Genomic DNA, 25315 nt, shown 5'->3' on the forward strand with positions numbered 1-25315 from the left:
GGCGAGTGGCGGGCCGGTCAATGATAAGCCGGCCGATCCGGATTGCGTGTGACGAACGAGGCGCGTTTCGGCGTGGTCCATCGTATCGAACGATATGGGCTCCTTCCGGCCAAACGAATCGAACCGTCGACCCTCGTCTCGTGAAAGAAAAAACATGCCGCTCCCGATCAAATGCGCGCACCCCTTTGCATCCGGTGCTTGTCAGGACAACCTTCGACGTGCTGTTTTCGCCTCAGTCTGTCGAGCGATGAGCGTATGCGCATATCCCGGACGAGAGGGCGCAAATGAGTAAGCCCGATCTCCGTCGGCCTGTTACCGGCCCTTATCGCCAGTCGCGATGGGCGGGGGCGTTGGAGACAGCCTTTGGATGGGTGGCCAAGGGAACGATGGTGCTGGTCGGACTCGGCATGGTCGCGCTGGCGGCCCTGACGGGCGACGTGAGTGCGCTGGCGGATCTGCCAACGACCAAAAAGGGCTGGTTGTACCTGCTGCTGGTCGTGATCGGGGTGGTGGCGCTGATATTTGCGCTGCACCACTTCTGGCCGTGGCCGTCTGGTGTGCGCCGGGGAGGTTGAGCGAGCGGAAGATGGTCTGTCCCCGTAATTCACGCAGGCAAGAAAAAGCCCGCTACATTGAGCGGGCTGAATCCATGTTTGGAGACATGGAGGAGACAGACGTAAATTTAAGGGAAAACCCGAGGCATGGCAAGCCCTAGTTGTATCGATACAACTTCGTGTTGCATCGCACTCACATGCCGCCTGCCCGCGCGTGCGCCGCAAACGCGCTGAAACGCTCCTGCGCAACCGGTAACGCGTACTTGTCGCGCATCTCCGTCTCGATCCATGCACAGGCCTCGCGCGCGCAGTCGGTCAGCGCGTGCCGCGTCGCATGGCCATCGATGTCGTAGACGAAGCGCACGCCGACCTCGTCGTCGGCCACCTGCCGCTCGAGCTGGTTGAGCTGCAGTTGCGGCCCATGCTGTTGCGACAGCGCACGCAGTTCGTCGAAGTGATATTCGAGCCAGTCGGCAAAGAACAGCGCGTCGCTGTGGCACGGCAGCCGGAAGGCCGCGCTGCGCGACGGGCGCGGCCCGGCTTCGCCGGCCGACGCGTGCGGGTCGCCGTCGGTGGCGATGGACGCGTCGACGGGCGCAAGCGGCTGCTGAATCTGGCGGTACGGCTCGCGATCACGCAACGCATGCCACAGCAATTCGTCGCCGGCGGCGCCGGACGGCTGCATCGTCAGGTCATGCCGGCCTTCGCCGGCCGGCGCGATGTCGCGGATCACGAGGCGCAGCGAGCAGAGCGGCTCGTCCGCGACCAGCAGCGTCGCCGCGCGCGGCAGCCCGCAGACCAGCGGCGCGGCGCCGGCCGCACGGAACACGAGCCCGCGGCGGTCGAGCCGCACGAGCGGCAGCGGCCGGGGAAACGACGGGTAGGCGACCGCGATGCGGGCGCCGTTGGCGCTTGTCAACCCGGGCATCATCGCGCGAAAGACCTGAGACTGGTCCACGTTGATTCTCCTTCGTTACGATACCGCCCGGACAGAAACGTGCGTTCCGGTTCAGGCGGCGATGGCTTGCCGGGCGGCCTGCCCCGGCTCGATTCCTAGTGCGGCAAACGTTTGCGAATCGATGTCGATCCAACACGCGACCACCAGACGTCCGTCAACCTGCTTCGGCGGGCCTGCGCGGTGCGCGTGTATGCCGATCCGGCGGAACAGCCGCTCCATGCTCGCGAACGTCACGCCGATCAACTGCCGCGCGCCAAGCTGCGCCGCGCATTCGACGACGGCTGCGAGCATCGGGCGCACGGCCCATTCGGCATTGCCCGGCCCGCCTTCGTCGTCGGTTGCCGCAAACCGGGACAACTCCCAGACGGCAGCCGAATGCGGCAATGGCATGTCTTCGGCGATCAGGTCGGCGAACAGCGACTTCAGCAGATACGGACGCGTCGTCGGCAGCAGGCGCGCACATCCGCACATGTCGCCGCCGGCGTTCCGCGCGAACACGTACACGGTATCGTCGCGATCGAACTGGTCGCGCTCGAAGCTTTCGTTCGCCGACGGGAGTGCCCAGCCGAGCTGCTCGACGAACACACGGCGCCGATAGCGCCCGAGATCCGCCGCAAGTTCGTGTGGCAACCGCCCTTCCTCGTGAACGAAGGTCCGCATGGTGTCCTCGGATCTGTGCTTTTGTATGCGTGCATTACATCGCGCAGCACGAGGGGGCGGTAACTGGTAACTCTTACAGGATGACGTCGGAAAGACGTCATTTAGGACGTGGTAACGGTTTCTTGATCAACGGGATTGAAAACCGTGGCGCTTTTGCTTATAAAGAGCGCCAGCCTGGCGGAAATAGTCAGAGGAATAGAGGCGCAGCCAGTTGTCACTGGAGCGTCGGACCGGCATGATAGGCGTCGTTGTGCCCGAGCAGGGCCGACGCGACCGCGGCGGACCAGTCGATGCACGCGAGCCGTGCGGCGAGCGCGGCGGCCGTGCGGAACATGCCGATGTCGGCGCCCGTGGCGTCGGTGACCATCACGTTGCTGCGGACGTCGCTGCCCGCGATCACGAACGCGCCCGTCGCGCGTTCGAGGTACCAGTCCCAGCCGATCGTCACGTAAGCGACGCCGGCACTGGCCGGTCGATGCCATTCGGTGTAGCCGGCGAGGCGTGCGTCGATGGCGCTGTCGCGCAATTCCTCGAGCAGCGATGCGTCGAGGCCGCTTGCGACATGGTCGAGCGCAAGCACGGCCAGTGCGCTTTCTGACAGGCGTACGTAGCCGTCCGGGGACGGGCCGGGGACCGAGTGCAGCAAAGGTGAAGTCATGCGCGGAATGTATCAGCCTCGAACGGGTCTGGAACCTGACAAGTATGACAGCGTGACGTTGTCGGAGAATGAATGGAACTGCGCTGGCAGGATGCCTATCAACAATTCAGCGCCGCGGAAGACGAGCAGCAGCTCTTCCAGCGGATCGCCGCCTATTCCAAGCGGCTGGGATTCGAATACTGCTGTTACGGCATTCGCGTCCCGCTGCCCGTTTCGAAGCCCGCGGTCGCGATCTTCGATACCTATCCGGACGGCTGGATGGCGCACTACCAGGCGCAGAACTACATCGAGATCGACTCGACGGTTCGCGACGGCGCGCTCAGCACCAACATGATCGTCTGGCCGGACGTCGACCAGATCGAACCGTGCCCGCTGTGGCAGGACGCACGTGATTGCGGGTTGTCGGTGGGCGTCGCGCAGTCGAGCTGGGCGCCCCGCGGCGCGTTCGGGCTGCTGAGCATCGCCCGCCATGCCGACCGGCTGACGCCGGCCGAGATCAACATGCTGACGTTGCAGACCAACTGGCTCGCGAACCTGTCGCATTCGCTGATGAGCCGCTTCATGGTGCCGAAGCTGGCGCCGGCGGCGGGCGTCACGCTGACCGCGCGCGAGCGCGAGGTGCTGTGCTGGACGGCCGAGGGCAAGACCGCCTGCGAAATCGGCCAGATCCTCAGCATCTCGGAGCGCACGGTCAACTTCCACGTCAACAACATCCTCGAGAAGCTGGGCGCGACGAACAAGGTCCAGGCGGTCGTCAAGGCCATCTCGGCCGGGCTGATCGAGACGCCCTGACAGGGCGTGAAGGCGGCAGCGCGACCTGCGGCTGCCGCCCGCACGCTCACTCCATCATCGGCTCCGCTTCCTTCGCGGTCCAGCTCACGCTGGAAATGCTCTTCTCCATGCTCATCCGGCTCGCGATCTGCTCGAGCTTCTGCTGATCCTTCGGATGCAGCTTCAGTGTCGCGGTCACCTTCAGCCGGTCCGGCTGGTCGGGCACGTCCTCGCTCGTGAGGCTCTGGAACGACAGCGGCTTCGCATACATCGAGTTCGACAGCAGCGTGCGGATGTGCACTTCGTCCGAGGCCAGGCAGATCACGGTGATCTGGTATTCGCGCACGAGATCGGCGTTCGATACCGGCGTCGCGTTGATCGCTTGGCTGACGCTGCGCAACAGCGTATTGGTGAGCAGCACGACGCCGGTGCCGGCGAGCGCCGGCACGTAATGACCGGAACCGGACAGCACGCCGACGGCGGCCGAGCACCACAGGGTCGCGGCGGTGTTGATGCCCTGGATCGAGCCCTTGTCGCGCATGATCACGCCGCCGCCGAGGAAGCCGACGCCCGACACGACGTAGGCGGCGATCTGCGTGACGCCCGCGACGCCGTTGCCGGTCAGCACGCCGAGCGTGACGAACAGGCACGCGCCGCTCGCGACGAGCGTGATGGTGCGCAGGCCGGCCGTGCGCTGGCGCATCTGGCGTTCGATGCCGATGGCGACGCCGCAGGCGAACGCGGTGAAAAGACGGAGTGCGAAATCGAAAGTCATGGTTGTCCTGCCGTGCAAGGAGCGCGTGCCGTTTCGCGTCGCGGCGGCGCAAGGCCGAAGGCGACACGAAGATAGCCGTCATCGCGCGGTACTGTACCGCGCGAATGCGTCATTCAGTGTGAAACGGGTGGCGTGCGGCTCGCGGAACGCGAGCCGGGCAGGAGAACTGCGTCGGACAGGCGTTCAGGCGGCAAGCGGCGCACGCAACGGAGTGCTGCAACTGTCCACGATGGTTCCTGAAGGAAGAATGGGCGGCATTCTAGTAGGCGGCGAGCGCATGCGTCAACCGCCTCGCGGCGGCCGCGCTACTGCGCCGAGCCGATCGTTCCCGTCGCAAGCGCGAGCGCGGCCGCGGCCGACAGTGCACCGGCATAGCTGTCGACCTCCGCGTTGCGGGCGGCGAGCAACTGGCTTTGCGCGATCGTCGCGTCGGTGACCGAACCGACGCCGTTCCGGTACGCGGTCAGCGCCGCGTCGTAACTCGTCTGCGCGGCGTCGACGAGCGCCTGTGCGGCGTCGTGCGACGCCAGGCTCGTCTGTACCGCGTTCTGCGCGGCGACGACCTGGCGGACCGCTTCCTCCTTGGTTCGCGTGAGGCGCGCGGAGGCGCTTTCCGCGTCGTTGCGCGCCTGCATCAGCACTGCCGAGCGCAGGCCGCCGTCGTACAACGGAATCGTCACGCCGAGGAACACGCCGCCGCCGTAGCGGCTGCCGTTCAGGTTGACGGTCGGCGCCTGGTCGCCGATCGCGGGCAGCGCGGAGATGGACGTGCCGCCGCTCGCGTACGACGTCGACGCGGACAGGAAAATCTTCGGCATGAACGCGGCTTCCGCAGCCTTGATCTTCGCGCGATTGGCCTTTTCGAGCGCGAACGCGCCCTGCAGGTCGGGCCGGCGCGCGATCGCGTCCGACACGATCGCGTCGACCGACGAGCCGAGCGAGGGCGGCAGTGGCCGCTTCGGCAGCGCGGCGACGGTCGGCTTCGACAGCGGCGAGATGCCGAGCGCGGAGACGAGGGCGAGATAGCCGTCGCTCTCCGTACCGTTCGCCTGCACGAGCGCGAGGTTGGCCTGCGCGCGGTTCTGCGTCGCCTGGGCGAGTTCGACGACCGTGCCGACGCCGTGCTTGAGCCGCGCGCGGGAGGCCGCGAGGATCGCGTCCGCGTTCGCGAGGCCCTGCTGGGCGCTGAGCGCGCGCGAGCGTGCGGCTTCGTAGCGGTAGTACGCGACGGTCACGTCGTGGATCACCTGCTGGTGGACGGCCGTAAACGCGACATTCGACGCGATCGACGCCTGTTCGGCCGCTTCGACGCGCGCCGCGCGGCCGCCGAAATCGAACAGCAGCCATTGCAGCGACAGCGCCGAGATGGTGCCGTGCACGGTGGAGTTGCTCGACGAGTCGCCGAGGAACGACGACGTCGACCCGTGGTTTGCCTGGTAGCCGCCCATGGCCGTCGCGGACAGCTTCGGCAGGTAGGCCGTCTTGGCCAGGCCGACGGCGAGCGCGGCGTTGCGCGCGTCGTTCCACGCGATACGGGTCAACGGGTTCGCCGATTCGGCGAGATCGATCAGCTCGGGCAGCGTGTACGCGTGCGCGGCATCGAGCGCGGCCGGCGGCGAGACCGACGCGAGCGCCGGCGACGCGGGCAGCGTGTAGTCGTGCGAACCTTGCGCGGACGCGCGCGGCGGGCCCGGCACGATATCGCCTGCGGCGGACGTTTGCGGCTGCCACGGGCGGTCGGACGCCTCCGGCGCCAGATCGATCGACGACGTCGCGCAGCCGGCCAGCGCGACGACGGTCGCGAGGGCGGCGGCGGCGATCGAGGCGGCCGGCGGTTCAGGTAGGCGCATGGGGGGCAGGCTCCTTCGGTGTGGCTTGACGGGCGGCATCGGCGATGTGCGCGAGCCGCGTGTCGATCAGGTTCAGCAGCGCGTCGCGTGCGGGGTCGGTGGGGGCTGCGCGCGGCGGGGTAGCCGGCGGCGCGGAGGGTTCTCGACGGGGCGCGGTGTCGTCGCGCGGTTCGGTCACGCGGGCGAGCTGCGCGTCGATCGCCGCGTCGCCGGGCTTGCGTTCGGCGAGCAGGAACAGCGGCCCTTCGAGCGCGCCGAGTTCCGCGAGCGCGCGCCGCCGCGTGGCGAGCCACGACGCGGCCGGCCGCACCCACGACGGTTCGTAGTGGACCAGCCCGAGCTCCTGCGTGATCGCGCCGTGGCGGGCAAACGCCTCAGCCGCGAGCGCGCGCCGCTCGGCCGGCTGCGCGACCTGCACGAGGCGCCGCCACTGGTCGATCAGCGCGGCGAGCCCGGCGTCGATCTGCTTGCCGATGCTGACGGGCCAGATGCGCGTGAACACGAGATACACGACGACGTTGCCGAGCAGGATGCCGATCGTGCGATCGCGCGCGATCGTCAGGTCGAAGCCGGGGCCGGCGCCTTGAATCACGCACAGGAAAAACGCGAACGCGATCTGGAAGCCGGCATACGCGATGCGCGGCGAGCCGAACGCGACCCACGCGGCGAGCCACCCGCCGGCGAACACCAGCGCCATCAGGTGGCCGACCGACGATAGCGACGGCACGACGAAGACCAGTGCCGCCGTGCCGAGCAGCGCGCCGACGATGCAGCCGAAGATCCGCAGCGTGAGCTTCTCGACCGTCTCGGCCGTCGAGCCGAGCGACACGATGTAGCAGGTGACGACGCAGGTGTGGATGCCCGACCAGTCGAGCTGTGAGTACAGCAGGTAGCAGAAGATCGCCGCGGCCGTCGTCTTCAGCGCGTAGCGGATGTGGTCGGGATTGGTGCGCGCGTCGGGCAGGAAGAAGCCGCCGCGCGGGGCGGGGGGCGAGACGGATTCGGGGGCATCGGGGGCAGTTGTCGAAGCCGACGAAGCCGACGAAGCCGACGAAGCCGACGAAGCCGACGAAGCCGACGAAGCCGACGAAGCCGACGAAGCGACGTCGGTCGTCGCAGCCGGTTCCGCGAAATGCGTGATCGCCGCCTGGAGATCCGTCGCAGCAACCCGCGCGAGCGGCGGCAGCGTGTCGGTCGGCGGGAGCGCGAGCGTCACGTCGACCGGGTAGCCGCCCTGGTCGAGGATGTCGGCCATCTCGTCGAGCGTCGCGGCAATCGGGATGGCAAATGCGTCGGGCAGCCGTGCATCTGGTTCGCGATCGGCCAGCGCGACGCCGACGAGCAGTGCGGTGCTGGAAGCCACGGCCTGCCGCAACGCCGCGAAGTCGGCGGCGGACGACGAGCCCTCGAGTTTCGACAGCTTGAGCCACGTGAGCAGCTGCTTGTCGCCTTCGTGCAGGCTGGCATTGAATGCGTCGCGCGCGGCATCGTCACCGCGCAGCCGCTGCGCGGCGAGCCGCAAGCGCTTCGCGAGTTGCGCGTGCGCGAGCTTGCGCGGCGACGGCGCGATCAGCAGGTTGACGACGATCGCGACCCCGACCGGAATCGCGATCGTCAGCCAGATGTACAGCAGTGCGCGCGTGGCAGCTTCGCCGAACGGCGCGAGGCCGAGCTGGTCGAGCCCGAAGCCGACGATCATCGCGAGGATCGCGCCAACCGGGCGCAGCTTGCTGGCCGACGTCAGATAGAGGAGGCCGACCGACAGCACGGCCATGCACGCGACCCGCAAGATCGAATAGTCGATGCTGAAGATCGCGATGCCGAGCACGAGCCCGATCACGATCGTGACGATCACCAGCAGCGCGGCCGCGAGCACGACGCTCGTCACGCGGTCGGCCCGGATCATGAAGAACACGACGTACGCGGACAGCGCGGCTTCGGGCGTGCCGTAGGCGGCCGTCACGAGCGCGGTCAGCGCGCAGATCAGCGCAACCCGCACGGCAATCGACGTGCGCCCCGGAAACGGCGCGAGCAGTCGCAGGACTTCGCGCGGGCCCGGCGAGCGAACCTCAGCGGCAGGCAGTGCCATGCCGGACCTCGACGATCGCGCTGGCGCCGACGCGCACGAGCTTGCCGTCGGGTTCGTCGAGCTTCACGCGCACCGGGAAGCGCTGCGCGACGTGCACCCAGTTCACCGAGTTCTGCACGATCGGCAGCGTGCGCGGCAGGTTGATGCGGGCGCTGTCGGCAATGCCTGCGCCGACGCCGACGACCTTGCCCGTCAGCGGACGGCTGCGGTCGATCATCGAATAGACGGTCGCGCAGTCGCCGACCTCGATGCGGCTCAGCGACGTCTCGCGGAAGTTGCCGACGGCGAACCATTCGCTCGCGTCGATCAGCGTGAAGATCGACTGGTTCGGCGCAAGGGTTTCGCCGGCGAGCACGCTCAGGCCCGTGACGAGCCCATCGTGCGGCGCACGCACGACGGTGTCTTCGAGCGCATGCTGCGCGCGGGCCAGCGCGGCCTCGCGCGCATGCAGCGTCGCGATCGCGTCGGCTTCGTCGCCGATCGTTTGCGCGGACGCGCGCTGCTGTTCCTGTGCCTGCGCGAGCGACACGGCCGCGTCGCGCTGGCGGACCTTCGCCTGGTCGAACTGCTGCGCGCTGACGTAGCCCTGCGCGGCGAGCGGCGCGAGGCGGTTCACGTCGCGGGTCGCGAGGTCGGCGTTTTGCGTCGCGCGCTTGACCTGCTCGGCGGCCACGGCGGCATTCGAGCGCTCGCCGATCAGCGAACGGCGGCGCGTGTCGAGCGATGCGCGCGCGAGTTCGAGATCGGCCTGCGCCTGCGCCACCGTCAGCCGGTACGGCACCGGATCGATGACGTACAGCAGGTCGCCTTTCGCGACGCGCTGGTTTTCATGTACCGCGAGTTGCACGATGCGGCCGCCGACCGGCGACGCGACGTGCACGACGTCCGCGTCGATCGACGCATCGTCGGTGGACGGGTAGGCCGTCGTGCGGTGGTACGCGTACACGAGTGCCGCGATGCCGAGCGCGACGATCGCCAGGGCGATCACGCGGCCTTTGACGGAGGGGCGGGCGATACCGGCGGCCTTCATGCGAACGGCCCCGTGCCGGTGAGCCACACGATCACCGCGACCACGAGCCCGATCGCGGTGCAGACGGCCAGCTGGTAGGGCACCGTGGCTGCCCAGCCGGTCGCGACGAAGACGCGGTGCGCGACGATCGCGCCGATGACGCCGACGATCGCGCTGACGAGCCAAAGCGGGAAATACGCGCCGAACAGGACGTACGACGGTGCGCCGCGCGATGCGCAGCCCGCGAGCGGCAGGGCTGGCGCCAGGACGGCGGCGACGCGCAAGGGCGCGCGCGGCGTTGTTTTTCTCATGGTGTGACGAGCTCGACGTTGGGGGTGGATGCCGGGCGCGGCGCAATGCGAATCGTCGCCGCGACGACGATTCCGGGATACGGAGCCGATAATAAATCAGCGCGATGCGGACCGCCAGCCACCCGCCCCGTACATCGCGGGGTGGAGGGCGCCGGTCGGCGGGGCGCGTCGACACGTCCGGCATCGCGTTTCGGCCACCGAAACCGGACTGTCGCGATTCTGCCAGCGCGCACTCGTGTAGGGTTGCTAACGGACTGTAAAGAATCGTCAGACGAACGAAGGGCGGCCGATTTGTCGTGTCGACAGCGCCGAATCGGGACGGAAAAGGCCGATTGCCGTTCGAAGGCAGGGGAATAGGGGCGATTCGACGGATGAAGGGCAATGTTGACGAGTGGGTCGACTGGATTGCGTGTGAGGCGCGGCAGCGCGTGGTGATCGGGCCACAGATCTGCGGCGGGCGTTTGGCCTGAGCTGTCTGCTTTTTTGCTCGCCTGCGAGAGCGGCGACACGCAGTGCCTTCGGGCAAGACGCGGACGTTCGCATCGATCATCCGGCCGCCGTTCTCGACGTGGCTGATCGGGATGTGCAAGCGCAGCGTGCGCTGCATGTCGGTAATGACGGGCTTCGGGAAAGCGTCGACGTCGCTCGCGTCGGGCGGCCCGATGAAGGCGCGGTCGAGCGGTGCGCCGAGCGGCCTCGAAGACTGGCCGGCGACCGGTCGTCACGGCCGCGATCTGTGTACCATCGTACGTATGGCGCGACGCGCGGCACGGAGCCTCACGGCCGCGTGCAACACGCAACGCGGAAGCAGTATCGGTCTCGCAACGAAGGTGAACGTTCCATGCGAAGTTTCTTTGTCCGGTTCATTGCAATCGGCGTGCTGTTCCATCTGTACGTCGGGATTCGAATCATTCCCGATGCATTCACGTCGCCGGTCGCGCGCACGATCGCGGCGCTCGTGCTGGCGAGCTTCGTCGTGCTGATCCCGGTCGGCATGTTCTCGCGCCGCTTCGACGAAGGCTGGGCCGCGACGCTGGCCGGCTGGGCCGGCTCGCTCGTGATGGGCTTCTTCTCGTCGCTGCTCCTGCTGACGCTCCTCCGCGAATTCGTGCTGCTCGGCGTGTCCGGATGGCGGCATCTCGGGCACGACGGCGCATGGCCCGGCGCGGCGACCGACACGGCGATCGGCGTGCTGGCCGGTGCGGTGTTCGTCACCGTGATCGGGTTCGTCGGTGCGCGCCGCACGGCGGCGGTCAAGCGCGTGTCGATCCCGGTCGCGGGGTTGCCGGCCGGGCTCGACGGGCTGACGATCGTGCAGCTGTCCGACATCCACGTCGGGCCGACGATCAAGCGGCCCTACGTCGAACGGATCGTGCGCGCGGTCAACGCGCTCGATGCCGACCTCGTCGTCGTGACGGGCGATGTGGTCGACGGCTCGGTCAAGCGCCTGCGCGACCACACGGCGCCGCTCGGCCGCATGCAGTCGCGGCACGGCAGCTTCCTGGTGACGGGCAACCACGAGTATTACGCCGGCGCGCATGCGTGGATCGACGAGTTCCGGCGCATCGGGCTCACGGTGCTGCTCAACGAGCATGTGCTCATCGAACATGACGGTGCCCACGCGGTGCTCGCGGGCGTCACCGATTTCACGGCGGGCGGGTTCGATCCCGCTCATCGCAGCGATCCCGTGCAGGCGCTGGCGGGTGCGCCGCATGACGTCGGCACGAAGATCCTGCTCGCCCACCAGCCGCGCAGCGCGGAAGCGGCGAACCGCGCCGGCTTTACCGTGCAGTTGTCGGGGCATACGCACGGCGGCCAGTTTCTGCCCTGGCCGCCGTTCGTGCGGCTGCAGCAGCCGGTGATCGGCGGGCTGAGCCGCATCGGCAATCTGTGGCTCTACACGAGCCGCGGCACCGGATACTGGGGGCCGCCGAACCGTTTCGGCGTGCCGTCCGAGATCACGCTGATCCGGCTGACGCGGGGCGGGTAGCGCACGTTCCCCCTGTTTGGAACAGACCGGCGCCGGGCCGTCATTGGCGGCACCGGCCCTGGCCCGCGGCCATCACTCGATGCGGGCAATATCGTCGCAATCGAAGCGCGGGCTGCGCGGGAACAGGCCGGCTGAGTCGCCATAGCCGAGATTCACGAGGAAGTTGCGTTTGATCGCGGTGCCCGCGAAGAACGCGGCATCGACTTTCGCGCCGTCGAAGCCGAACATCGGGCCCGCGTCGAGGCCGGGTGCGCGCGGCTACCTCTTATCCGCGAATGACACCGCATGGCAGTGCGCGACGCCGTTGGCTAGTATGCAGGCATGCCTCGTTCGCTCCGTTCTTCGCCCGTTTCTCCCGACATGTCGACACCCGATTTCTTCGCTGATACACCCGCACCCGACGTGGACTGGTACCCGGAGTGGCTGGCGCCGTCCGATGCCGATCGCGCGCTGGCCGCGTTGGTCGGGGAAGTCGCGTGGCAGCAGGACACGATCCGCACGCCGCGCGGGCGCATTCCGTTGCCGCGGCTGACCGCATGGCAAGGCGAGCCGGAGGCCGTCTACGTGTATTCGGGGATCCGCAACGTGCCGGCGCCGTGGACGCCGGCCGTGCTCGACCTGAAACATGCGGTCGAGGCGACGTGCGGCGTGCGCTTCAACAGCGTGCTGCTCAACCGCTACCGCAACGGGCAGGACAGCCTCGGCTGGCATGCGGACAACGAGCCCGAGCTGGGCGATGCGCCGGTGATCGCATCGGTGAGCCTCGGGGCGATGCGCGTGTTCGACCTTCGCCATCGCAAGACCGGTGTCACCCATGCGTATCGCCTCGGGCATGGCAGACTGCTCGTGATGCGCGGGCGCACTCAGGCCGAATGGCAGCATCGCGTGCCGAAGGCGCCGGGCGTGCAGGGCGAGCGCGTGAACCTGACGTTTCGGCGCGTGATGCCGGCGGGGACGGGCCGGTAACCCCGCCCATCGCCGACGTGCGTGGATCGTCGGGCGATGCGCGCCCCGTTTTGCGATTCATGGGCGATCGATACAGGCAAGCGGTCGCGTGTGCGGCACGTTGCCGCACGACTGCCGGGCCACGTGCGTTGAAAGGCTGCTGAGGCCCGTGCCATATGGGGTTTCAGGAAATTTGATCGACCGCCCGGTTCCGATAGATGAGTGAAACCTCTGATGGTGCGTCGCAACAAACCTTGACTAGACTGTCGAATGGCAGAAGCGCGTCGCATCCCGGCGCGATCCTTTCGACATGCCCCAAGCGTTGCCGATGCGGTGCGCAAGGGGGCAGGAGCAAAACGCGTGACCGTATTCGACCCTTCCTTCGAACCCTCGCTGCACGTCTTTGAACAAGACGGCGGATGGCAATGGGCGCTGACGGTGAAGCGGGCGACCGGCGTTGGCGTGAAAGTCGTTGCGTTCAGCCGGGACGGCTTTCGCGGCGAGGCCGAGGCCTACGCCGCCGGCCAGCTTGCCCGCGCCGCGTATGACGCCGCCGTGACGGCCTGACGCCGTCGCGTCGATCCCGCCGCCCGAGGATCGTCTTCATCGCTTGCCGCCCGCGCCGGGTGGCTCTTCCCGATCGTTTTCCGTTTTCCGTCGCCTGTCGCGCTCTGCGCGATGGCGCGTGCCGCGCGCTTGCGCGCCCGTCCGCCCGGGTTCGCCGCGCCAAATGGTCCGTACCATTCGACACGCGTGTGCCATACGCCGCGCTTAACGTCCGTGCACGGCGTCGGTCGCGCCGGCGATGCGGCTTCGCGCCGCGATTGGAATGCCGGACGCCGCACGCCGACCCATCGACACGAACGCAGGTCATGTGCGACGACAGAACCGACTACAACCGCCATGCGCGCGGCGGATCGCGCACGGCGCGGGCGCCGGAACGGGGATTCACGCTGATCGAGGTGCTGATCGCGCTGGCGATCGTCGCCGTGGCGCTGGGCGCCGTGATGCGCGCGATTGGCGCCGGACGTGCACGCGCTGTCGGATCTCGGGTGCGATCGTCGGCGAGCCGCCGCCCGACATGCTGCAGCCGTTGCGCGTGCGCCTGCGGCTCGCGCCGAATCCTGATGCGGCCGCCGCGTGCCGGCGTCGGCGGCCCGCATGCCGTGACGCACGGGGCCGTGTCCGGAAGTGGCACGATATCGTAATAACATATGACGTTATTGCGTAGGCGGGACGATGATGTCCTGCTTCTTCACCAGGAGCCACCCATGCAACTCTCCCAGCTAGGCGGGCATGTCGCCCAGTCCGGTTTCGCCGAACGGCAGAAGCACGCCCAGGCGCTGATGTTCGGCATGGCCGACATCAACGAGTATGTTTCCGGCGGCGTCTGCTACGACGCCGCGGCTTATGTCCGGTACCTGCTGCGCAGCGATGCGATGATCGCGCCCGGCGCGCTGCTCGACACGATCGGCCAGCACTGGCGAACCCGTTTCAACTTCGAGACTGGCGGTGAATGGGACGGGCGCGCGAGCATTCCGGCGGGAACCGCGGTCGGCTTCTCGCGCGGCGGCACGGTCTTTCATGCGGCGATCGCCGTCGGCGGCAGCCGGATCCGGGCGATCAACGGGGGCCGCCTGGGCAGCGGATGGATGTATGCGGTCGACCTGGCGCGCGTGCTCGAGCCGGATGCGGCCGGCGGCTTCACATACGATCGCGCGAACATCCGGGTACATCTGTCGCGCCTGTAGGCCGCCCGGCCTTGCCTGCCACGCCAGCCGCCACGCGTCGGCCGGGCACCACGTACGCGGCTGCCGTCCCGCGCTGCCGGCCACTCCGGCATGGCGTGGCGCGGTCCATCGCTGCTATCCTCTCGACCGTGATTGACTCTCCACGGCGTCGCGATCCGCATGCTGCGGTGCGGCGATGCACGCGGTGTGAACCCCGTGCGCGCTGAGGTAGCATGACTGAATATCCACGACGATCCGTGACCTGTTTCGTGACTGATTTCCTACCGTCCATGTCCACATGGTCAAGACAACGATGAGCGACGCACCTGAAACCGCGGCGCCCGGCGACGACGAATCGTCCGGCGGCGCGTCGTCCTATCTGGTGCCGGGGCTCGAACGCGGGCTGCGGATCCTCGCCGAATTCTCCGCGCGCGAGCCGGTGCTCGGCGCGCCCGAGCTGTCGAAGCGCATCGGCATTCCGCGCACGACCACGTTCCGTCTGCTGCAGACGCTGGAAGCGCTCGGTTTCCTCGAGCGCGTGAACGGCGACCGTTATTTCCGGCTCGGCGTCGGCGTGCTGCGGCTCGGCTTCGAATACCTGAATTCGCTCGAACTGACCGATCTCGGCACGCCCGTGCTCGAACGGCTTCGCGATGCGACCGGCCTGTCGACGCATCTGCTGATCCGAGACCAGCGCGACGTCGTGTTCGTCGCGAAGGCGCAGAGCAACGCGTCGATGTTCGGTTCGGTAAAGGTGCACGTCGGCACGCGCCTGCCCGCGCATGCGACCGTGCACGGCCACGTGCTGATGGGCGACCTGACGCGCGACGCACTGCGCCAGCTGTATCCAGAAAAGCGGCTCGAGCAGTTCACCGAGCGCACGCCGGGCACCGTCGACGAACTGTACGAACGCGTGCGCCACTACGCGCGGCTCGGCTACGCGGTGAGCGAGGCGGCGTTCGAGAGCGGCATTTCGGCCGTGACCGCGCCCGTACGCGATCATTCGGGCTCGATCGTCGCGGCGATCACCGCGACCGTGCCGCGCTCGGAAATCGGCGAGGCCCGCGAGAAGGAGCGGCTCGTCGAAGCCGTGTGCGGCGCGGCGGTCGACCTGTCACAGCGGCTGAACTATCGTCCGCTCGAAAGCGATCCGACGTTCGCGCACGCGCGCCACAAGGTCGCGATGTTCTGAGTGCGCCGATGCGCGGCCGGCGGTCGTGCAAATGCCATGTGCGAAAGAAAGAGAGCGGCCCGCGGGCCGCTCTTGTCGTTTCAGGCGACGCACGCCCGACGTCGTTCAGAACGAGTGGTGGATCCCGGTGAGCACGATCACCTGGTTCGCCGTGCTCGATACACCCGCCGTGAAGAACGCGGCCTTCGCACCGCCCGAACCGTGCTCGTACAACACGTTCGCATAAAGCTGCGTGCGCTTCGACAGCGCATAGATGTCGCCGAGTTCGACCTGCGTCCAGCGGCGGCCGGCCAGTGTCGTGGTCGCCGCGCCGCCCGCGATCGTGTTGAACGCGCTGCTGCGGTAGTTCACGCCCGCGTCGTAGCTCTGGAACGTGTCCGAAAAGCCGTTCGACTGCATCTTCGTGCGCGTGTACAGGCCGTGCACGAGGAAGTCGCCGAACTGGTAGGACGCGCCCGCTCCGATGTTCTCGACCTTGCTCGCGGTGTAGCCGTTCGCGGTGTTCTGCCCCTGGAACGACGTGATGCCTGTCGTGCTGATCAGGATCGCGCGGTCGTGCTCGTTCGAGTACACGGCCGACGCCTTGAACGGCCCGTTCGCATAGTTCAGCGCGACGCCGACCGACTTGCCGGTCGAGAAGTTCGTCGTGTTGCCGAGCGCCATCGTCGCCGCGGCCGAGAAGCCCGCGAAGGTCGGTGAGCGGTACTTGACCGAGTTGTTGTACGGCACGTTGCCGGTCGCGGCGAGCCCGTCGATGTTGCCGGGGTGGAACGCGTACCAGCTCATCGCGAGGTAGGCCGTGCTGAGCGGATCGAGATAATCGAACGACAGCGGCGTCTGGCGGCCGAGCGTCAGCGTGCCGTAGCGTTCCGAGCCGAGGCCGACGAAGGCCGCGCGGTTCCAGATCGTGTTCGCGGTCGCGAACTGGCCGTTGTTCGTATAGAAGCCGTTTTCGAGCTGGAAGATCGCCGACAGGCCGTCGCCGAGGTCTTCCTTGCCCTTCAGGCCCCACCGGTCGGGCTGCGTATTGCCCTGGATCATCGCCCACTTCGCATGGCCGCCGACGTTGTTCACGTACGCGACGCCCGCATCCATGCTGCCGTACAGCGTCACGCTGCTCTGCGCCCACGCGCCCGACACGGCGCCCACTCCGATCACTGCTGCTGCTACCGCATGCTTGACCATTTGATCTCCTGAATCTCCAACCTGATGAAAACGTGCCGTGGCGGCATGCGCGGGAACGGCCGGCCGTCGCGCACTTTCGCCATCGAGTGGGCATTCGTATGTTCCATATAAGGAACAGTGTACCTCTGATGGAATGGAGTATAGGGGCGTCTCGCACCGTATCAAAAATAATTTTTTCGGGACGGATGGGTTTCCGGCCGGCACCCGGCGTCGCTGCACAAAACTCGCGTAAACCCGGTAAAGCCCCGTCACATAACAAAAAATTTCATTTGATGGGGTGGATGCACGCGATTGCCGACCCGGCGGTCAGTGTTTTCCCTAGGGCGAGCAGCTTTTTGTTTTACTCGTGGAAAGTCACTCCTATAATCACCATCCATAAACTGCTGTTCCGGATATGGAACAAATCGGAACAAACCGAGAGTCGATCAGAAGGAAGGGTGTGAGATGTCTGAACAATGGGTTTGCGCCGGGCACGCCGGCGCGCTGTCGGAAGACACGCCGATCGAGTTCAAGCGGACCGACGGCGTCGAAATCGGGATCTACCGCGTCGGCGACGACGTGTATGCGCTCGAGAACGTGTGCCCGCATGCGTACGCGCTGCTGACGCAGGGGTTCGTCGACGAAGGCACGGTCGAATGCCCGCTGCACGAGGCCGTGTTCGACATCAAGACGGGCGAATGCCTGAAGGGTCCGGGCGGACGCGCACTGAAGCAGTACGCGGTGCGGCTCGCCGGCGAGGAAATCCAGATCAAGGTGGAGTGACATGAAAGAAGCGACCGTGAATTTCAACCCCTTCCTGAAGCCGTGGGTGGCGCCGCAGCCGAACAACGTCGCGGGCAAGGGGCAGATCGAGATCCCCGGCCAGGTCGAGAACCAGGTCTGGCAGAACCGCAAGGCCGCGCCGACCCAGTACGAAAACGACCTCGGCGATGCGCTCGAACGCGTGTTCGAAGCCGGCGCGATCGAGCTGGACGAGGTCGTCGCGGGCCTGAACCGCATCGGCTTCCGCGCGCCGGACGGCACGGTCTGGACACCTGAGCGCTTCCGCGCCGAAATGGCCTCGCTCGCGGAATGACCGCGTAAGCGCCGACCGCCGATCCGACGACAACCGCATCCGGAGCACACTGATGACGTCCCCCGAACAACACGCAGCACAACACGACCCGGTCCGTGCCTATCTCGACCGCGGCATCAAGAACTACTGGTATCCCGTCGCGCCGAGCTGGCAGGTGTCGAATGCGCCGGTCGGCCTCACGCGCCTGTCCGAGCAGATCGTGCTGTGGCGCGATCACGACGGCAAGGTCCACGCGCTCGAGGATCGCTGCCCGCACCGCGGCGCACGCCTGTCGCTCGGCTGGAACCTCGGCGGCAACATCGCCTGCTGGTATCACGGCATCGAAGTCGACGGCGGCGGCACGGTCAACCGCGTGCCGGCCGTATCGAACTGTCCGCTCGAAGGCACGAAGTGCGTGAAGTCGTACCCGGTCGAGGAGAAGGCGGGCGCGATCTTCCTGTGGTTCGGTGACGAAGCGCACGGCGAGCCGGCGCCGCTGAACCTGCCCGAGGAACTGGTCGACGACGCGTACGGCCACTTCCTGTGCGTGTCGAACTGGAAGTGCAATTACCAGTATGCGATCGACAACGTGATGGACCCGATGCACGGCGCGTACCTGCATGCCACCTCGCACTCGATGGCCGAAGGCGACAAGCAGGCCGAGATGCGCGTGCGCAAGACGGAAACGGGCCTGATGTTCGAGAAGATCGGCCAGCGCGACGTGAACTTCGACTGGGTCGAGCTCGGTGAAACGGGCTGCCTGTGGATGCGCCTCGCGATCCCGTACAAGCAGAAGTTCGGCCCGGGCGGCAACTTCGGGATCATCGGCTTCGCGACGCCGGTCGACGGCGACAACTGCCAGGTCTACTTCTGGCGCACCCGCAAGGTCAGCGGCTGGCAGCGCGACGTGTGGCGCTTCATGTACCGCAACCGCCTCGAGGGCCTGCACTGGGACGTGCTCGAGCAGGACCGCTACGTCCTCGAAAGCCTCGCGCCGAATGCGCGCGATCACGAATACCTGTACCAGCACGACGTCGGCATGACGCGCGTGCGCCGGATGCTGCGCACCCGTGCGCAGGAGCATCTTGCGGCGCTCGACGCGCATCGCGCGGCGCAGGCGCAGGCCGCAGCGGAGCCGGCAAATGGCTGAGCGCGCTCCGGTCGTGTCGCTCGCGGGGCGCCGCGTGCTCGTCACGGGTGGCGCGCGCGGGCTCGGCGCGGCGTTCGTGAAGGCGCTCGTCGAAGCGGGCGCGCAGGTCGCGTTCGGCGACGTGCTGCTCGACGAAGGCCGCGCGCTGGCCGCGCAACTTGCCGAAGCCGGCCACGTCGCGCATTGCTTCGCACTCGATCTCGCCGATCCGGCGAGCGTCACCGCGTTCGTCGCACAGGGCTCGGCGGCGCTCGGCGGCATCGACGCGCTGATCAACAACGCGGCGATCACGAACTCGGGCGGCAAGCTGTCGACCGAGCTCGACGTGTCGACGTGGGACGCCGTGATGAACGTGAACGTGCGCGGCGTGTGGCTCGTCAGCAATGCAGCGCTGCCGTATCTCGCGCAGTCGGGCCGCGGCGCGATCGTGAACCTCGCGTCGGACACCGCGCTGTGGGGCGCGCCGAAGCTGCTCGCGTACGTCGCGAGCAAGGGCGCGGTGATCGCGATGACGCATGCGCAGGCACGCGAGTTCGGCGCGCACGGCGTGACGGTCAATGCGATCGCGCCGGGGCTGACCGAGGTCGAGGCGACCGCCTACGTGCCGGCCGAGCGTCACGCGTTCTACCTGCAGGGCCGCGCGCTCACGCGCGCGCAGGTGCCCGACGACGTGACGGGCCCCGTGCTGTTCCTGCTGTCGGATGGCGCGCGCTTCGTGACGGGTCAACTGCTGCCGGTGAACGGCGGCTTCGTGATGAATTGATTGAATTGAAGTTTTCACTCTGATGAAGGAGAGGACGATGGCGGACGCCGATCTCGAACGCAAGTCGTGGGACCAGCCGGAAGGCGCAAGCTTCAACGACTGGATGGAAGGGCGCGTGGCGCGCTACGCAACCCGTCGCTACGACTGGGATGCACTGAAGTTCCAGGCCGACTACGACCCGAAGTACCGCCGTGCGCAGATGCGCTACGTCGGCACGGGCGGCACGGGCGTCGCGAAGGACGTCAACACGGTGCCGGCCGGCGGCTTCACGTTCTCGACGATGGTCATCCCGGCCGGCAACATCGGCCCGAGCCACATCCACATGGACGTCGAGGAAATCTTCTTCGTGCTGCGCGGAAAGATGAAGGTGATCTGCGAGCGTGACGGCGAGACGTGGGAAGCGGTCCTCGGCGAGCGCGACCTGATCTCGGTGCCGCCGGGCGTGTATCGCACGGAAATCAACATCGGCGAGGAAGATGCGCTGATGTGCGTGATGCTCGGTTCGCCGAAGCCGGTCACGCCGACCTATCCGCCCGATTCGCCGCTCGCGAAGATCAAGCGTTGAGACGGAGCAGGTGAAGCAATGAGTGTCATCGACAAACGTGAACGCGACCGCACCGCGGCGTTCGCCGCGCTGCTCGGGCAGTTTCCCGAACAGCGTTGCGCGGCCGGCGCGGCGGGCACGATCGGTTATCGCGAGGCCGGCGCGCAGCATGCGGGCCGTGCGCTGCCCGTCGTGCTGCTGCACGGCATCGGCTCGGGCGCCGCATCGTGGGTCCGCCAGCTCGACTCGCTCGGCGCATCGCGGCGCGTGCTCGCGTGGGATGCGCCCGGTTACGGCGTGTCGACGCCGGTGCACGGCGCGTCGCCCGCAGCCGCCGACTACGCGGCATCGCTGAACGCGTGGCTCGAGGCACTCGGCATCGAACGCTGCGTGCTGGTCGGTCATTCGCTCGGCGCGATCATCGCGGGCGGTCTCGTCCGTGTGATGCCCGCGCGGATCGCCGGCCTGCTGCTGGTGTCGCCCGCGGGCGGCTACGGCAGCGCACCGGCTGAAACGCGCGAATCGCGCCGCGACGCGCGGCTCGCGATGCTCGCCGAACTCGGCCCGACCGGGCTCGCCGAGCAGCGCAGCGGCAACATGCTGTCCGGTTTCGCGAACGAGGATGCGCGTGCCTGGGTGCGCTGGAACATGGCGCGCATCGTGCCGGCCGGCTACGCGCAGGCCACGCATCTGCTCGCGAATGCCGATCTCGCCACCGATCTCGCCGGCTTTCGCGGCCGCACGGCCGTGGCCGTCGGCGCGAACGACGCGATCACGCCGCCCGCCGCATGCGAGCGGATCGCCGCGGCCGTGCACGTCGGGCTGCAGGTGATTCCGCAAGCAGGCCATGCCGGCTACGTGGAAGCACCGGCCGTCTATTCCGCGCTGATCGACACGTTCTGCCGTCAGTGCGACCCACAGCGGGGACTGGCATGACCGAACCGCTGCAACAACCCGATACCGAAAACGGCAAGGCCGAAGCCAGCTACGTGGTCCCCGGCCTCGAACGCGGGCTGCGGATTCTCGCCGAATTCTCGCCGCGCGAGCCCGTGCTCGGCGCGCCCGAATTGTCGAAGCGGCTCGGCATTCCGCGCACGACGGTGTTCCGTCTGCTGCAGACGCTCGAATCGCTCGGCTTCCTCGAGCGCGCGGACAAGGATCGCAACTACAAGCTCGGCATCGCCGTGCTGCGGCTCGGCTTCGAATACCTGAGCTCGCTGGAGCTGACCGATCTCGGCCTGCCCGTGATCGAGAGCCTGCGCGATGCAACCGGCTTCACGACGCACATCGTGATCCGCGACGGCCGCGACGTCGTGTTCGTCGCGAAGGCGCAGAGCCAGGCGCCGGTGTTCAGCTCGATCCGCGTGAACGTCGGCACGCGCTTGCCCGCGCATGCGACGACGCACGGCCACGTGCTGATGGGCGACCTGTCGCTGAAGGAGCTGCATGCGCTGTATCCGGAAGGCGCGCTGAACCGGATGACGAACGCGACGCCGGAAACGGTCGACGCGTTGTACGAAGTGATCCGCGAGGATGCGCTGCGCGGCTACGGCGTCAGCAATTCGTCGTTCGAGCGCGGCATCTCGGTGGTCACCGCGCCGGTGCGCAACGAGACGCAGAAGATCGTCGCGTGCATCACCGTGACGGTGCCGAGGCCGGAGATCGACGCGGCGCTGATCGCGGACGGCCTGATTGACAAGGTCCAGCGCGCGGCGGCGGAACTGTCGCGGCGGCTCAATTACCGCTCGGATGACGAGCACACGTTTCTCAAGGCATTAGGACTCCGATGATTCAGATCGATCTGACCGGGCAGGTGGCGGTGGTGACGGGCGGTTCGTCCGGCATCGGCCTCGCGACCGCCGAACGGTTCCTGCAGGCGGGCGCGTCGGTCGCGATTTGCGGCCGCGACAGCGAGCGCCTCGCACGCGCCGAAGCGATGCTCGTTGAAAAGTATCCGGGCGTGCAACTGCTCGCCGCGCGCTGCAACGTGCTCGACGAAGCCGATGTGGCCGCGTTTGCGCAAGCCGTATCGGCGCGCTTCGGCCGGGCCGACATGCTGGTCAACAACGCCGGCCAGGGCCGCGTGTCGACCTTCGCCGACACGACCGACGACGCATGGCGCGAAGAACTCGAACTGAAGTATTTCAGCATCATCCGCCCGACGCGCGCGTTCCTGCCGCTGCTGCGCGACGCGCAGGCGGCGACGATCACCTGCGTGAACTCGCTGCTCGCGCTGCAGCCGGAGCCGCACATGGTCGCGACGTCGTCGGCGCGCGCGGGCGTGCTGAGCCTCGTGAAGTCGCTCGCGACCGAACTCGCGCCGCAGCGCATCCGCGTGAACTCGATCCTGATCGGCATCGTCGAGTCGGGCCAGTGGCGCCGCCGTTACGAAACGCAGGCGCAGTCCGGTGAAAGCTGGGAGGACTGGACGGGCGCGATCGCCCGCACGAAGAACATTCCGCTGAACCGCTTCGGCAAGCCTGACGAGGCCGCCTGGGCACTCTTTTATCTCGCAACGCATCTGTCGTCGTACACGACGGGCAGCCATATCGACGTTTCTGGAGGCTTTGCACGCCATGTCTAAAAAAACCACGGTTGGCGAGCTGATTGCCGCCTTTCTCGAGCAGTGCGGCGTGAAGACCGCATTCGGTGTCATCTCGATCCACAACATGCCGATCCTCGACGCGATCAATTCGCGCGGCAACATCCGGTATGTCGGTGCACGCGGCGAAGCCGGCGCGCTGAACATGGCCGACGGCCTGGCCCGCGTGTCGGGCGGCCTCGGCGTCGCGTTTACCAGCACGGGCACGGCGGCGGGCAACGCGGCCGGCGCGATGGTCGAGGCGCTGACGGCCGGCACCGCGCTGCTGCACGTCACCGGGCAGATCGAGACGCCGTACCTCGACCAGGATCTCGCGTACATCCACGAAGCGCCGGACCAGCTGTCGATGCTGCATTCGATCTCGAAGGCAGCGTTCCGCGTGCGTACCGTCGAAACCGTGCTGCCGACAATCCGCGAAGCCGTGCGCATCGCGCAGACCGCGCCGACGGGCCCCGTGTCGGTCGAAATTCCGATCGACATCCAGGCCGCTGAAATCGAATGGCCGGAAGACCTCGCGCCGGCACACGTCGCGGTGCGCGAGCACGACACCGCCCGCGTCGCGAAGCTCGCCGATGCCCTCGCGGCCAAGCGCCGTCCGCTGCTGTGGCTCGGCGGCGGCGCGCGCCATGCACGCGAGGAAGTCGAGCGCCTCGTGAAGCTCGGCTTCGGCGTCGTGACGAGCGTGCAGGGCCGCGGCGTGCTGCCCGAAGATCACCCGGCGACGCTCGGCGCGTTCAACGTGCACGCGTCCGTCGAAGCGTTCTACAAGACCTGCGATGCGCTCGTCGTCGTCGGCTCGCGCCTGCGCGGCAACGAAACGCTGAAGTACAAGCTCGCGCTGCCGCAGCCGCTGTTCCGCATCGACGCCGACGCGCTCGCCGACAACCGCGGCTATCGCAACGAACTGTTCGTGCATGGCGATTCGAAGCGCGTGCTGGCCGAGCTGGCCGACCGTCTCGAGGGCCGCCTGTCGGTCGATCCGCAGTTCGCGTCCGATCTCGCGGCCGCCCGCGAGCAGGCGGTGGCCGACGTGTCGAAGGGCCTCGGGCCGTACAAGCAGCTCGTCGATACGCTGCAGGGCGCGGTCGGCCGCGACTACAACTGGGTGCGCGACGTGACGATCTCGAACAGCACGTGGGGCAACCGCCTGCTGAAGATCTTCGAGCCGCGCTCCGGCGTGCATGCGCTCGGCGGCGGCATCGGCCAGGGCATCCAGATGGGCATCGGCGCGGCGCTGGCGGGTGCGGCGGCGAAGACGGTGTGCCTCGTCGGCGACGGCGGGCTGATGGTCAACGTCGGCGAGCTCGTCACGGCCGTGCAGGAAAACGCGAACGTGATGATCGTGCTGATGAACGACCAGTGCTACGGCGTGATCCGCAACATCCAGGACGCGCACTACGGTGGCCGCCGCTGCTTCGTGCAGCTGCACCAGCCCGACTTCGCGCAGTTCTGCGCGAGCTTCGGCCTCACGCACTACCGGATCACGTCGCTCGACCAGGCGGAAGCGATCGTGCGCGAAGGGATGGCGAAGGCTGGCCCGGTGATGGTCGAGGTCGACATGCTGTCGGTCGGCGCGTTCGCATCGAACTTCGCGGGCCCGCCGGTGAAGAAGGAAGAGCCGTCGGAGCGCCAATATGCTTAACGGGCAAAAGCGGGCCCATGCACCCGTCGACGTCGCGATGATCGGCTTCGGTGCGATCGGCGCGGCCGTGTACCACGCGGTCGAGCACGATGCGTCGCTGCGCGTCGCGCACGTGATCGTGCCGGAACACCAGCGCGCGGCGGTGCAGGGCGTGCTGGGCGGTGCGGTGGAGGTCGTGTCGTCGGTCGACGCACTGGCCCGCCGCCCCGAGTTCGCGCTCGAATGCGCGGGCCACAGCGCACTCGTCGATCACGTCGTGCCGCTGCTGAAGGCCGGCACCGATTGCGCGGTCGCGTCGATCGGCGCGCTGTCCGATCTCGCGCTGCTCGACGTGCTCGCACAGGCGGCCGACGAGGGCGACGCGAGGGTCACGCTGCTGTCCGGCGCGATCGGCGGGATCGACGCGCTGGCGTCCGCGAAGCAGGGTGGCCTCGACGAAGTGCTGTACGTGGGCCGCAAGCCGCCGCTCGGCTGGCTCGGCACGCCCGCCGAGGAACTTTGCGACTTGCGTGCGATGACTGGGGAAAAGGTGATCTTCGAAGGCAGCGCGCGCGACGCCGCGCGCCTGTATCCGAAGAACGCGAACGTCGCGGCCACCGTCGCGCTCGCGGGCCTCGGCCTCGACGCGACGCACGTGCGCCTGATCGCCGATCCGGCGGTCGAGCGCAACGTGCACCGCATCACCGCGCGCGGTGCATTCGGCGAGATGTCGCTGGAAATGAGCGGCAAGCCGCTGCCCGACAACCCGAAGACGTCCGCGCTGACGGCGTACAGCGCGATCCGCGCGCTGCGCAACCGCGCGGCCCGCTGCGTGATCTGACCGGGCCATTGAATGCCTGCCCGCGCCACGGCGAGGGCGGGCGTGCAGAGACAGATTTGTGGG

Annotated in this window: 27 protein-coding genes and 1 pseudogene; 18 read left to right on the plus strand and 10 right to left on the minus strand. The window is 67.8% G+C overall.

Annotated elements, in window-relative coordinates:
• Positions 1–284 precede the first annotated feature (284 nt).
• Positions 285–575 carry a hypothetical protein gene (locus CFB47_RS23065; protein WP_089462394.1) on the plus strand — a complete coding sequence of 97 codons (291 nt, stop codon included), beginning with the start codon at positions 285–287 and terminating at the stop codon, positions 573–575.
• A gap of 172 nt (positions 576–747) precedes the next feature.
• Here the strand turns inward: CFB47_RS23065 and CFB47_RS23070 are convergent, their stop codons facing one another.
• From CFB47_RS23070 to CFB47_RS23080, 3 genes are all read right to left on the minus strand, one after another.
• Positions 748–1512 (minus strand): hypothetical protein, encoded by a 765-nt coding sequence (locus CFB47_RS23070; RefSeq protein ID WP_089458510.1) that lies wholly within the window; start codon positions 1510–1512, stop codon positions 748–750.
• 51 nt (positions 1513–1563) lie between these two features.
• A complete protein-coding gene (locus tag CFB47_RS23075) occupies positions 1564–2172 on the minus strand; it encodes an acyl-homoserine-lactone synthase (protein WP_089462395.1) in 609 nt (202 codons plus the stop codon).
• Between the two features lie 214 nt (positions 2173–2386).
• The gene (locus CFB47_RS23080; RefSeq protein WP_089462396.1) at positions 2387–2830 is read right to left on the minus strand and encodes a DUF4902 domain-containing protein; all 444 of its coding nucleotides are present in this window, start codon (positions 2828–2830) and stop codon (positions 2387–2389) included.
• Positions 2831–2902: 72 nt separating this feature from the next.
• Between CFB47_RS23080 and CFB47_RS23085 the strand changes: the two genes are divergently transcribed.
• The gene (locus CFB47_RS23085; protein WP_089442103.1) at positions 2903–3622 is read left to right on the plus strand and encodes an autoinducer binding domain-containing protein; all 720 of its coding nucleotides are present in this window, start codon (positions 2903–2905) and stop codon (positions 3620–3622) included.
• A gap of 46 nt (positions 3623–3668) precedes the next feature.
• On the opposite strand, the gene CFB47_RS23090 is transcribed toward CFB47_RS23085, so the two are convergent.
• The 5 genes from CFB47_RS23090 to CFB47_RS23115 all read right to left on the minus strand — a co-directional run bounded on the left by CFB47_RS23090 (position 3669) and on the right by CFB47_RS23115 (position 9635).
• Complete coding sequence (locus CFB47_RS23090; RefSeq protein WP_011354660.1) at positions 3669–4376, minus strand: MgtC/SapB family protein; 708 nt, start codon at positions 4374–4376, stop codon at positions 3669–3671.
• A gap of 305 nt (positions 4377–4681) precedes the next feature.
• Complete coding sequence (locus CFB47_RS23100; protein WP_089458508.1) at positions 4682–6226, minus strand: TolC family protein; 1545 nt, start codon at positions 6224–6226, stop codon at positions 4682–4684.
• Positions 6213–8315 (minus strand): FUSC family protein, encoded by a 2103-nt coding sequence (locus CFB47_RS23105; protein ID WP_089462397.1) that lies wholly within the window; start codon positions 8313–8315, stop codon positions 6213–6215. Before CFB47_RS23105 ends, CFB47_RS23100 begins: the two co-directional genes overlap by 14 nt.
• Positions 8296–9345 (minus strand): multidrug transporter subunit MdtN, encoded by a 1050-nt coding sequence (gene mdtN / locus CFB47_RS23110; RefSeq protein ID WP_089462398.1) that lies wholly within the window; start codon positions 9343–9345, stop codon positions 8296–8298. Before mdtN ends, CFB47_RS23105 begins: the two co-directional genes overlap by 20 nt.
• The gene (locus tag CFB47_RS23115) at positions 9342–9635 is read right to left on the minus strand and encodes a hypothetical protein (RefSeq protein ID WP_011354664.1); all 294 of its coding nucleotides are present in this window, start codon (positions 9633–9635) and stop codon (positions 9342–9344) included. The genes mdtN and CFB47_RS23115 overlap by 4 nt, the downstream gene beginning before the upstream one ends.
• Positions 9636–10476: 841 nt before the next feature.
• Between CFB47_RS23115 and CFB47_RS23120 the strand changes: the two genes are divergently transcribed.
• On the plus strand, positions 10477–11625 hold the full coding sequence (locus CFB47_RS23120; RefSeq protein ID WP_089462399.1) for a metallophosphoesterase: 1149 nt from the start codon (positions 10477–10479) through the stop codon (positions 11623–11625).
• A gap of 72 nt (positions 11626–11697) precedes the next feature.
• On the opposite strand, the pseudogene CFB47_RS23125 reads toward CFB47_RS23120, so the two are convergent.
• Positions 11698–11880: pseudogene (locus CFB47_RS23125) on the minus strand (nitroreductase family protein); the annotation flags it as partial.
• Positions 11881–11985: 105 nt separating this feature from the next.
• Between CFB47_RS23125 and CFB47_RS23130 the strand changes: the two are divergent.
• From CFB47_RS23130 to CFB47_RS23150, 5 genes are all read left to right on the plus strand, one after another.
• A complete protein-coding gene (locus CFB47_RS23130; RefSeq protein WP_256946744.1) occupies positions 11986–12591 on the plus strand; it encodes an alpha-ketoglutarate-dependent dioxygenase AlkB in 606 nt (201 codons plus the stop codon).
• Positions 12592–12930: 339 nt separating this feature from the next.
• Entirely contained in the window at positions 12931–13137 is a 207-nt protein-coding gene (locus CFB47_RS23135; RefSeq protein ID WP_089429068.1) for a hypothetical protein, read from the plus strand.
• A gap of 305 nt (positions 13138–13442) precedes the next feature.
• A complete protein-coding gene (locus tag CFB47_RS42145) occupies positions 13443–13778 on the plus strand; it encodes a type II secretion system protein (protein WP_373453164.1) in 336 nt (111 codons plus the stop codon).
• Positions 13779–13784: 6 nt separating this feature from the next.
• A complete protein-coding gene (tecA, locus tag CFB47_RS23145) occupies positions 13785–14321 on the plus strand; it encodes a type 6 secretion system effector deamidase TecA (protein WP_256941199.1) in 537 nt (178 codons plus the stop codon).
• 277 nt (positions 14322–14598) lie between these two features.
• On the plus strand, positions 14599–15492 hold the full coding sequence (locus CFB47_RS23150; protein ID WP_089442139.1) for an IclR family transcriptional regulator: 894 nt from the start codon (positions 14599–14601) through the stop codon (positions 15490–15492).
• 105 nt (positions 15493–15597) lie between these two features.
• Here CFB47_RS23150 and CFB47_RS23155 read toward each other — a convergent pair whose 3' ends face one another.
• Entirely contained in the window at positions 15598–16677 is a 1080-nt protein-coding gene (locus CFB47_RS23155) for a porin (RefSeq protein ID WP_089427168.1), read from the minus strand.
• 444 nt (positions 16678–17121) lie between these two features.
• Here CFB47_RS23155 and CFB47_RS23160 point away from each other — a divergent pair, with 444 nt between their 5' ends.
• The 10 genes from CFB47_RS23160 to CFB47_RS23205 are packed head-to-tail and all read left to right on the plus strand — an operon-like array spanning position 17122 to position 25252.
• A complete protein-coding gene (locus CFB47_RS23160) occupies positions 17122–17439 on the plus strand; it encodes a non-heme iron oxygenase ferredoxin subunit (RefSeq protein ID WP_011354710.1) in 318 nt (105 codons plus the stop codon).
• 1 nt (position 17440) lies between these two features.
• Positions 17441–17752, plus strand: a complete 312-nt coding sequence (locus CFB47_RS23165) for a recombinase-like helix-turn-helix domain-containing protein (RefSeq protein ID WP_089427169.1) — start codon at positions 17441–17443, stop codon at positions 17750–17752.
• Between the two features lie 52 nt (positions 17753–17804).
• Positions 17805–18881: an aromatic ring-hydroxylating dioxygenase subunit alpha gene (locus tag CFB47_RS23170; RefSeq protein ID WP_089458504.1), complete on the plus strand. Its 1077-nt coding sequence runs from the start codon at positions 17805–17807 to the stop codon at positions 18879–18881.
• A complete protein-coding gene (locus CFB47_RS23175) occupies positions 18874–19644 on the plus strand; it encodes an SDR family oxidoreductase (protein ID WP_089458503.1) in 771 nt (256 codons plus the stop codon). The genes CFB47_RS23170 and CFB47_RS23175 overlap by 8 nt, the downstream gene beginning before the upstream one ends.
• Before the next feature lie 37 nt (positions 19645–19681).
• Positions 19682–20209: a cupin domain-containing protein gene (locus CFB47_RS23180; RefSeq protein WP_069260265.1), complete on the plus strand. Its 528-nt coding sequence runs from the start codon at positions 19682–19684 to the stop codon at positions 20207–20209.
• Between the two features lie 18 nt (positions 20210–20227).
• Positions 20228–21124: an alpha/beta fold hydrolase gene (locus CFB47_RS23185; protein WP_089462401.1), complete on the plus strand. Its 897-nt coding sequence runs from the start codon at positions 20228–20230 to the stop codon at positions 21122–21124.
• On the plus strand, positions 21121–21978 hold the full coding sequence (locus CFB47_RS23190; protein WP_089458501.1) for an IclR family transcriptional regulator: 858 nt from the start codon (positions 21121–21123) through the stop codon (positions 21976–21978). The genes CFB47_RS23185 and CFB47_RS23190 overlap by 4 nt, the downstream gene beginning before the upstream one ends.
• Positions 21975–22772: an SDR family oxidoreductase gene (locus tag CFB47_RS23195; protein WP_089462402.1), complete on the plus strand. Its 798-nt coding sequence runs from the start codon at positions 21975–21977 to the stop codon at positions 22770–22772. The genes CFB47_RS23190 and CFB47_RS23195 overlap by 4 nt, the downstream gene beginning before the upstream one ends.
• Positions 22765–24432, plus strand: a complete 1668-nt coding sequence (locus tag CFB47_RS23200; RefSeq protein ID WP_089462403.1) for a thiamine pyrophosphate-binding protein — start codon at positions 22765–22767, stop codon at positions 24430–24432. The genes CFB47_RS23195 and CFB47_RS23200 overlap by 8 nt, the downstream gene beginning before the upstream one ends.
• The gene (locus CFB47_RS23205) at positions 24425–25252 is read left to right on the plus strand and encodes an aspartate dehydrogenase (RefSeq protein WP_089462404.1); all 828 of its coding nucleotides are present in this window, start codon (positions 24425–24427) and stop codon (positions 25250–25252) included. Before CFB47_RS23200 ends, CFB47_RS23205 begins: the two co-directional genes overlap by 8 nt.
• Positions 25253–25315 lie beyond the last annotated feature (63 nt).

Source organism: Burkholderia sp. AU27893, assembly GCF_002223205.1.
Taxonomy (GTDB): domain Bacteria; phylum Pseudomonadota; class Gammaproteobacteria; order Burkholderiales; family Burkholderiaceae; genus Burkholderia.

Coding starts and splice junctions, on each gene's coding strand:
- CFB47_RS42145 (WP_373453164.1), top strand. CDS start 13,443: ATGTGCGACGACAGAACCGACTACAACCGCCATGCGCGCGGCGGATCG.
- CFB47_RS23150 (WP_089442139.1), top strand. CDS start 14,599: ATGGTCAAGACAACGATGAGCGACGCACCTGAAACCGCGGCGCCCGGC.
- CFB47_RS23105 (WP_089462397.1), bottom strand. CDS start 8,315: ATGGCACTGCCTGCCGCTGAGGTTCGCTCGCCGGGCCCGCGCGAAGTC.
- CFB47_RS23080 (WP_089462396.1), bottom strand. CDS start 2,830: ATGACTTCACCTTTGCTGCACTCGGTCCCCGGCCCGTCCCCGGACGGC.
- CFB47_RS23170 (WP_089458504.1), top strand. CDS start 17,805: ATGACGTCCCCCGAACAACACGCAGCACAACACGACCCGGTCCGTGCC.
- CFB47_RS23100 (WP_089458508.1), bottom strand. CDS start 6,226: ATGCGCCTACCTGAACCGCCGGCCGCCTCGATCGCCGCCGCCGCCCTC.
- CFB47_RS23155 (WP_089427168.1), bottom strand. CDS start 16,677: ATGGTCAAGCATGCGGTAGCAGCAGCAGTGATCGGAGTGGGCGCCGTG.
- CFB47_RS23205 (WP_089462404.1), top strand. CDS start 24,425: ATGCTTAACGGGCAAAAGCGGGCCCATGCACCCGTCGACGTCGCGATG.
- CFB47_RS23165 (WP_089427169.1), top strand. CDS start 17,441: ATGAAAGAAGCGACCGTGAATTTCAACCCCTTCCTGAAGCCGTGGGTG.
- CFB47_RS23200 (WP_089462403.1), top strand. CDS start 22,765: ATGTCTAAAAAAACCACGGTTGGCGAGCTGATTGCCGCCTTTCTCGAG.
- CFB47_RS23195 (WP_089462402.1), top strand. CDS start 21,975: ATGATTCAGATCGATCTGACCGGGCAGGTGGCGGTGGTGACGGGCGGT.
- CFB47_RS23065 (WP_089462394.1), top strand. CDS start 285: ATGAGTAAGCCCGATCTCCGTCGGCCTGTTACCGGCCCTTATCGCCAG.
- CFB47_RS23160 (WP_011354710.1), top strand. CDS start 17,122: ATGTCTGAACAATGGGTTTGCGCCGGGCACGCCGGCGCGCTGTCGGAA.
- CFB47_RS23180 (WP_069260265.1), top strand. CDS start 19,682: ATGGCGGACGCCGATCTCGAACGCAAGTCGTGGGACCAGCCGGAAGGC.
- CFB47_RS23120 (WP_089462399.1), top strand. CDS start 10,477: ATGCGAAGTTTCTTTGTCCGGTTCATTGCAATCGGCGTGCTGTTCCAT.
- CFB47_RS23075 (WP_089462395.1), bottom strand. CDS start 2,172: ATGCGGACCTTCGTTCACGAGGAAGGGCGGTTGCCACACGAACTTGCG.
- CFB47_RS23090 (WP_011354660.1), bottom strand. CDS start 4,376: ATGACTTTCGATTTCGCACTCCGTCTTTTCACCGCGTTCGCCTGCGGC.
- tecA (WP_256941199.1), top strand. CDS start 13,785: ATGACGTTATTGCGTAGGCGGGACGATGATGTCCTGCTTCTTCACCAG.
- CFB47_RS23175 (WP_089458503.1), top strand. CDS start 18,874: ATGGCTGAGCGCGCTCCGGTCGTGTCGCTCGCGGGGCGCCGCGTGCTC.
- CFB47_RS23130 (WP_256946744.1), top strand. CDS start 11,986: ATGTCGACACCCGATTTCTTCGCTGATACACCCGCACCCGACGTGGAC.
- CFB47_RS23190 (WP_089458501.1), top strand. CDS start 21,121: ATGACCGAACCGCTGCAACAACCCGATACCGAAAACGGCAAGGCCGAA.
- CFB47_RS23185 (WP_089462401.1), top strand. CDS start 20,228: ATGAGTGTCATCGACAAACGTGAACGCGACCGCACCGCGGCGTTCGCC.
- CFB47_RS23115 (WP_011354664.1), bottom strand. CDS start 9,635: ATGAGAAAAACAACGCCGCGCGCGCCCTTGCGCGTCGCCGCCGTCCTG.
- mdtN (WP_089462398.1), bottom strand. CDS start 9,345: ATGAAGGCCGCCGGTATCGCCCGCCCCTCCGTCAAAGGCCGCGTGATC.
- CFB47_RS23085 (WP_089442103.1), top strand. CDS start 2,903: ATGGAACTGCGCTGGCAGGATGCCTATCAACAATTCAGCGCCGCGGAA.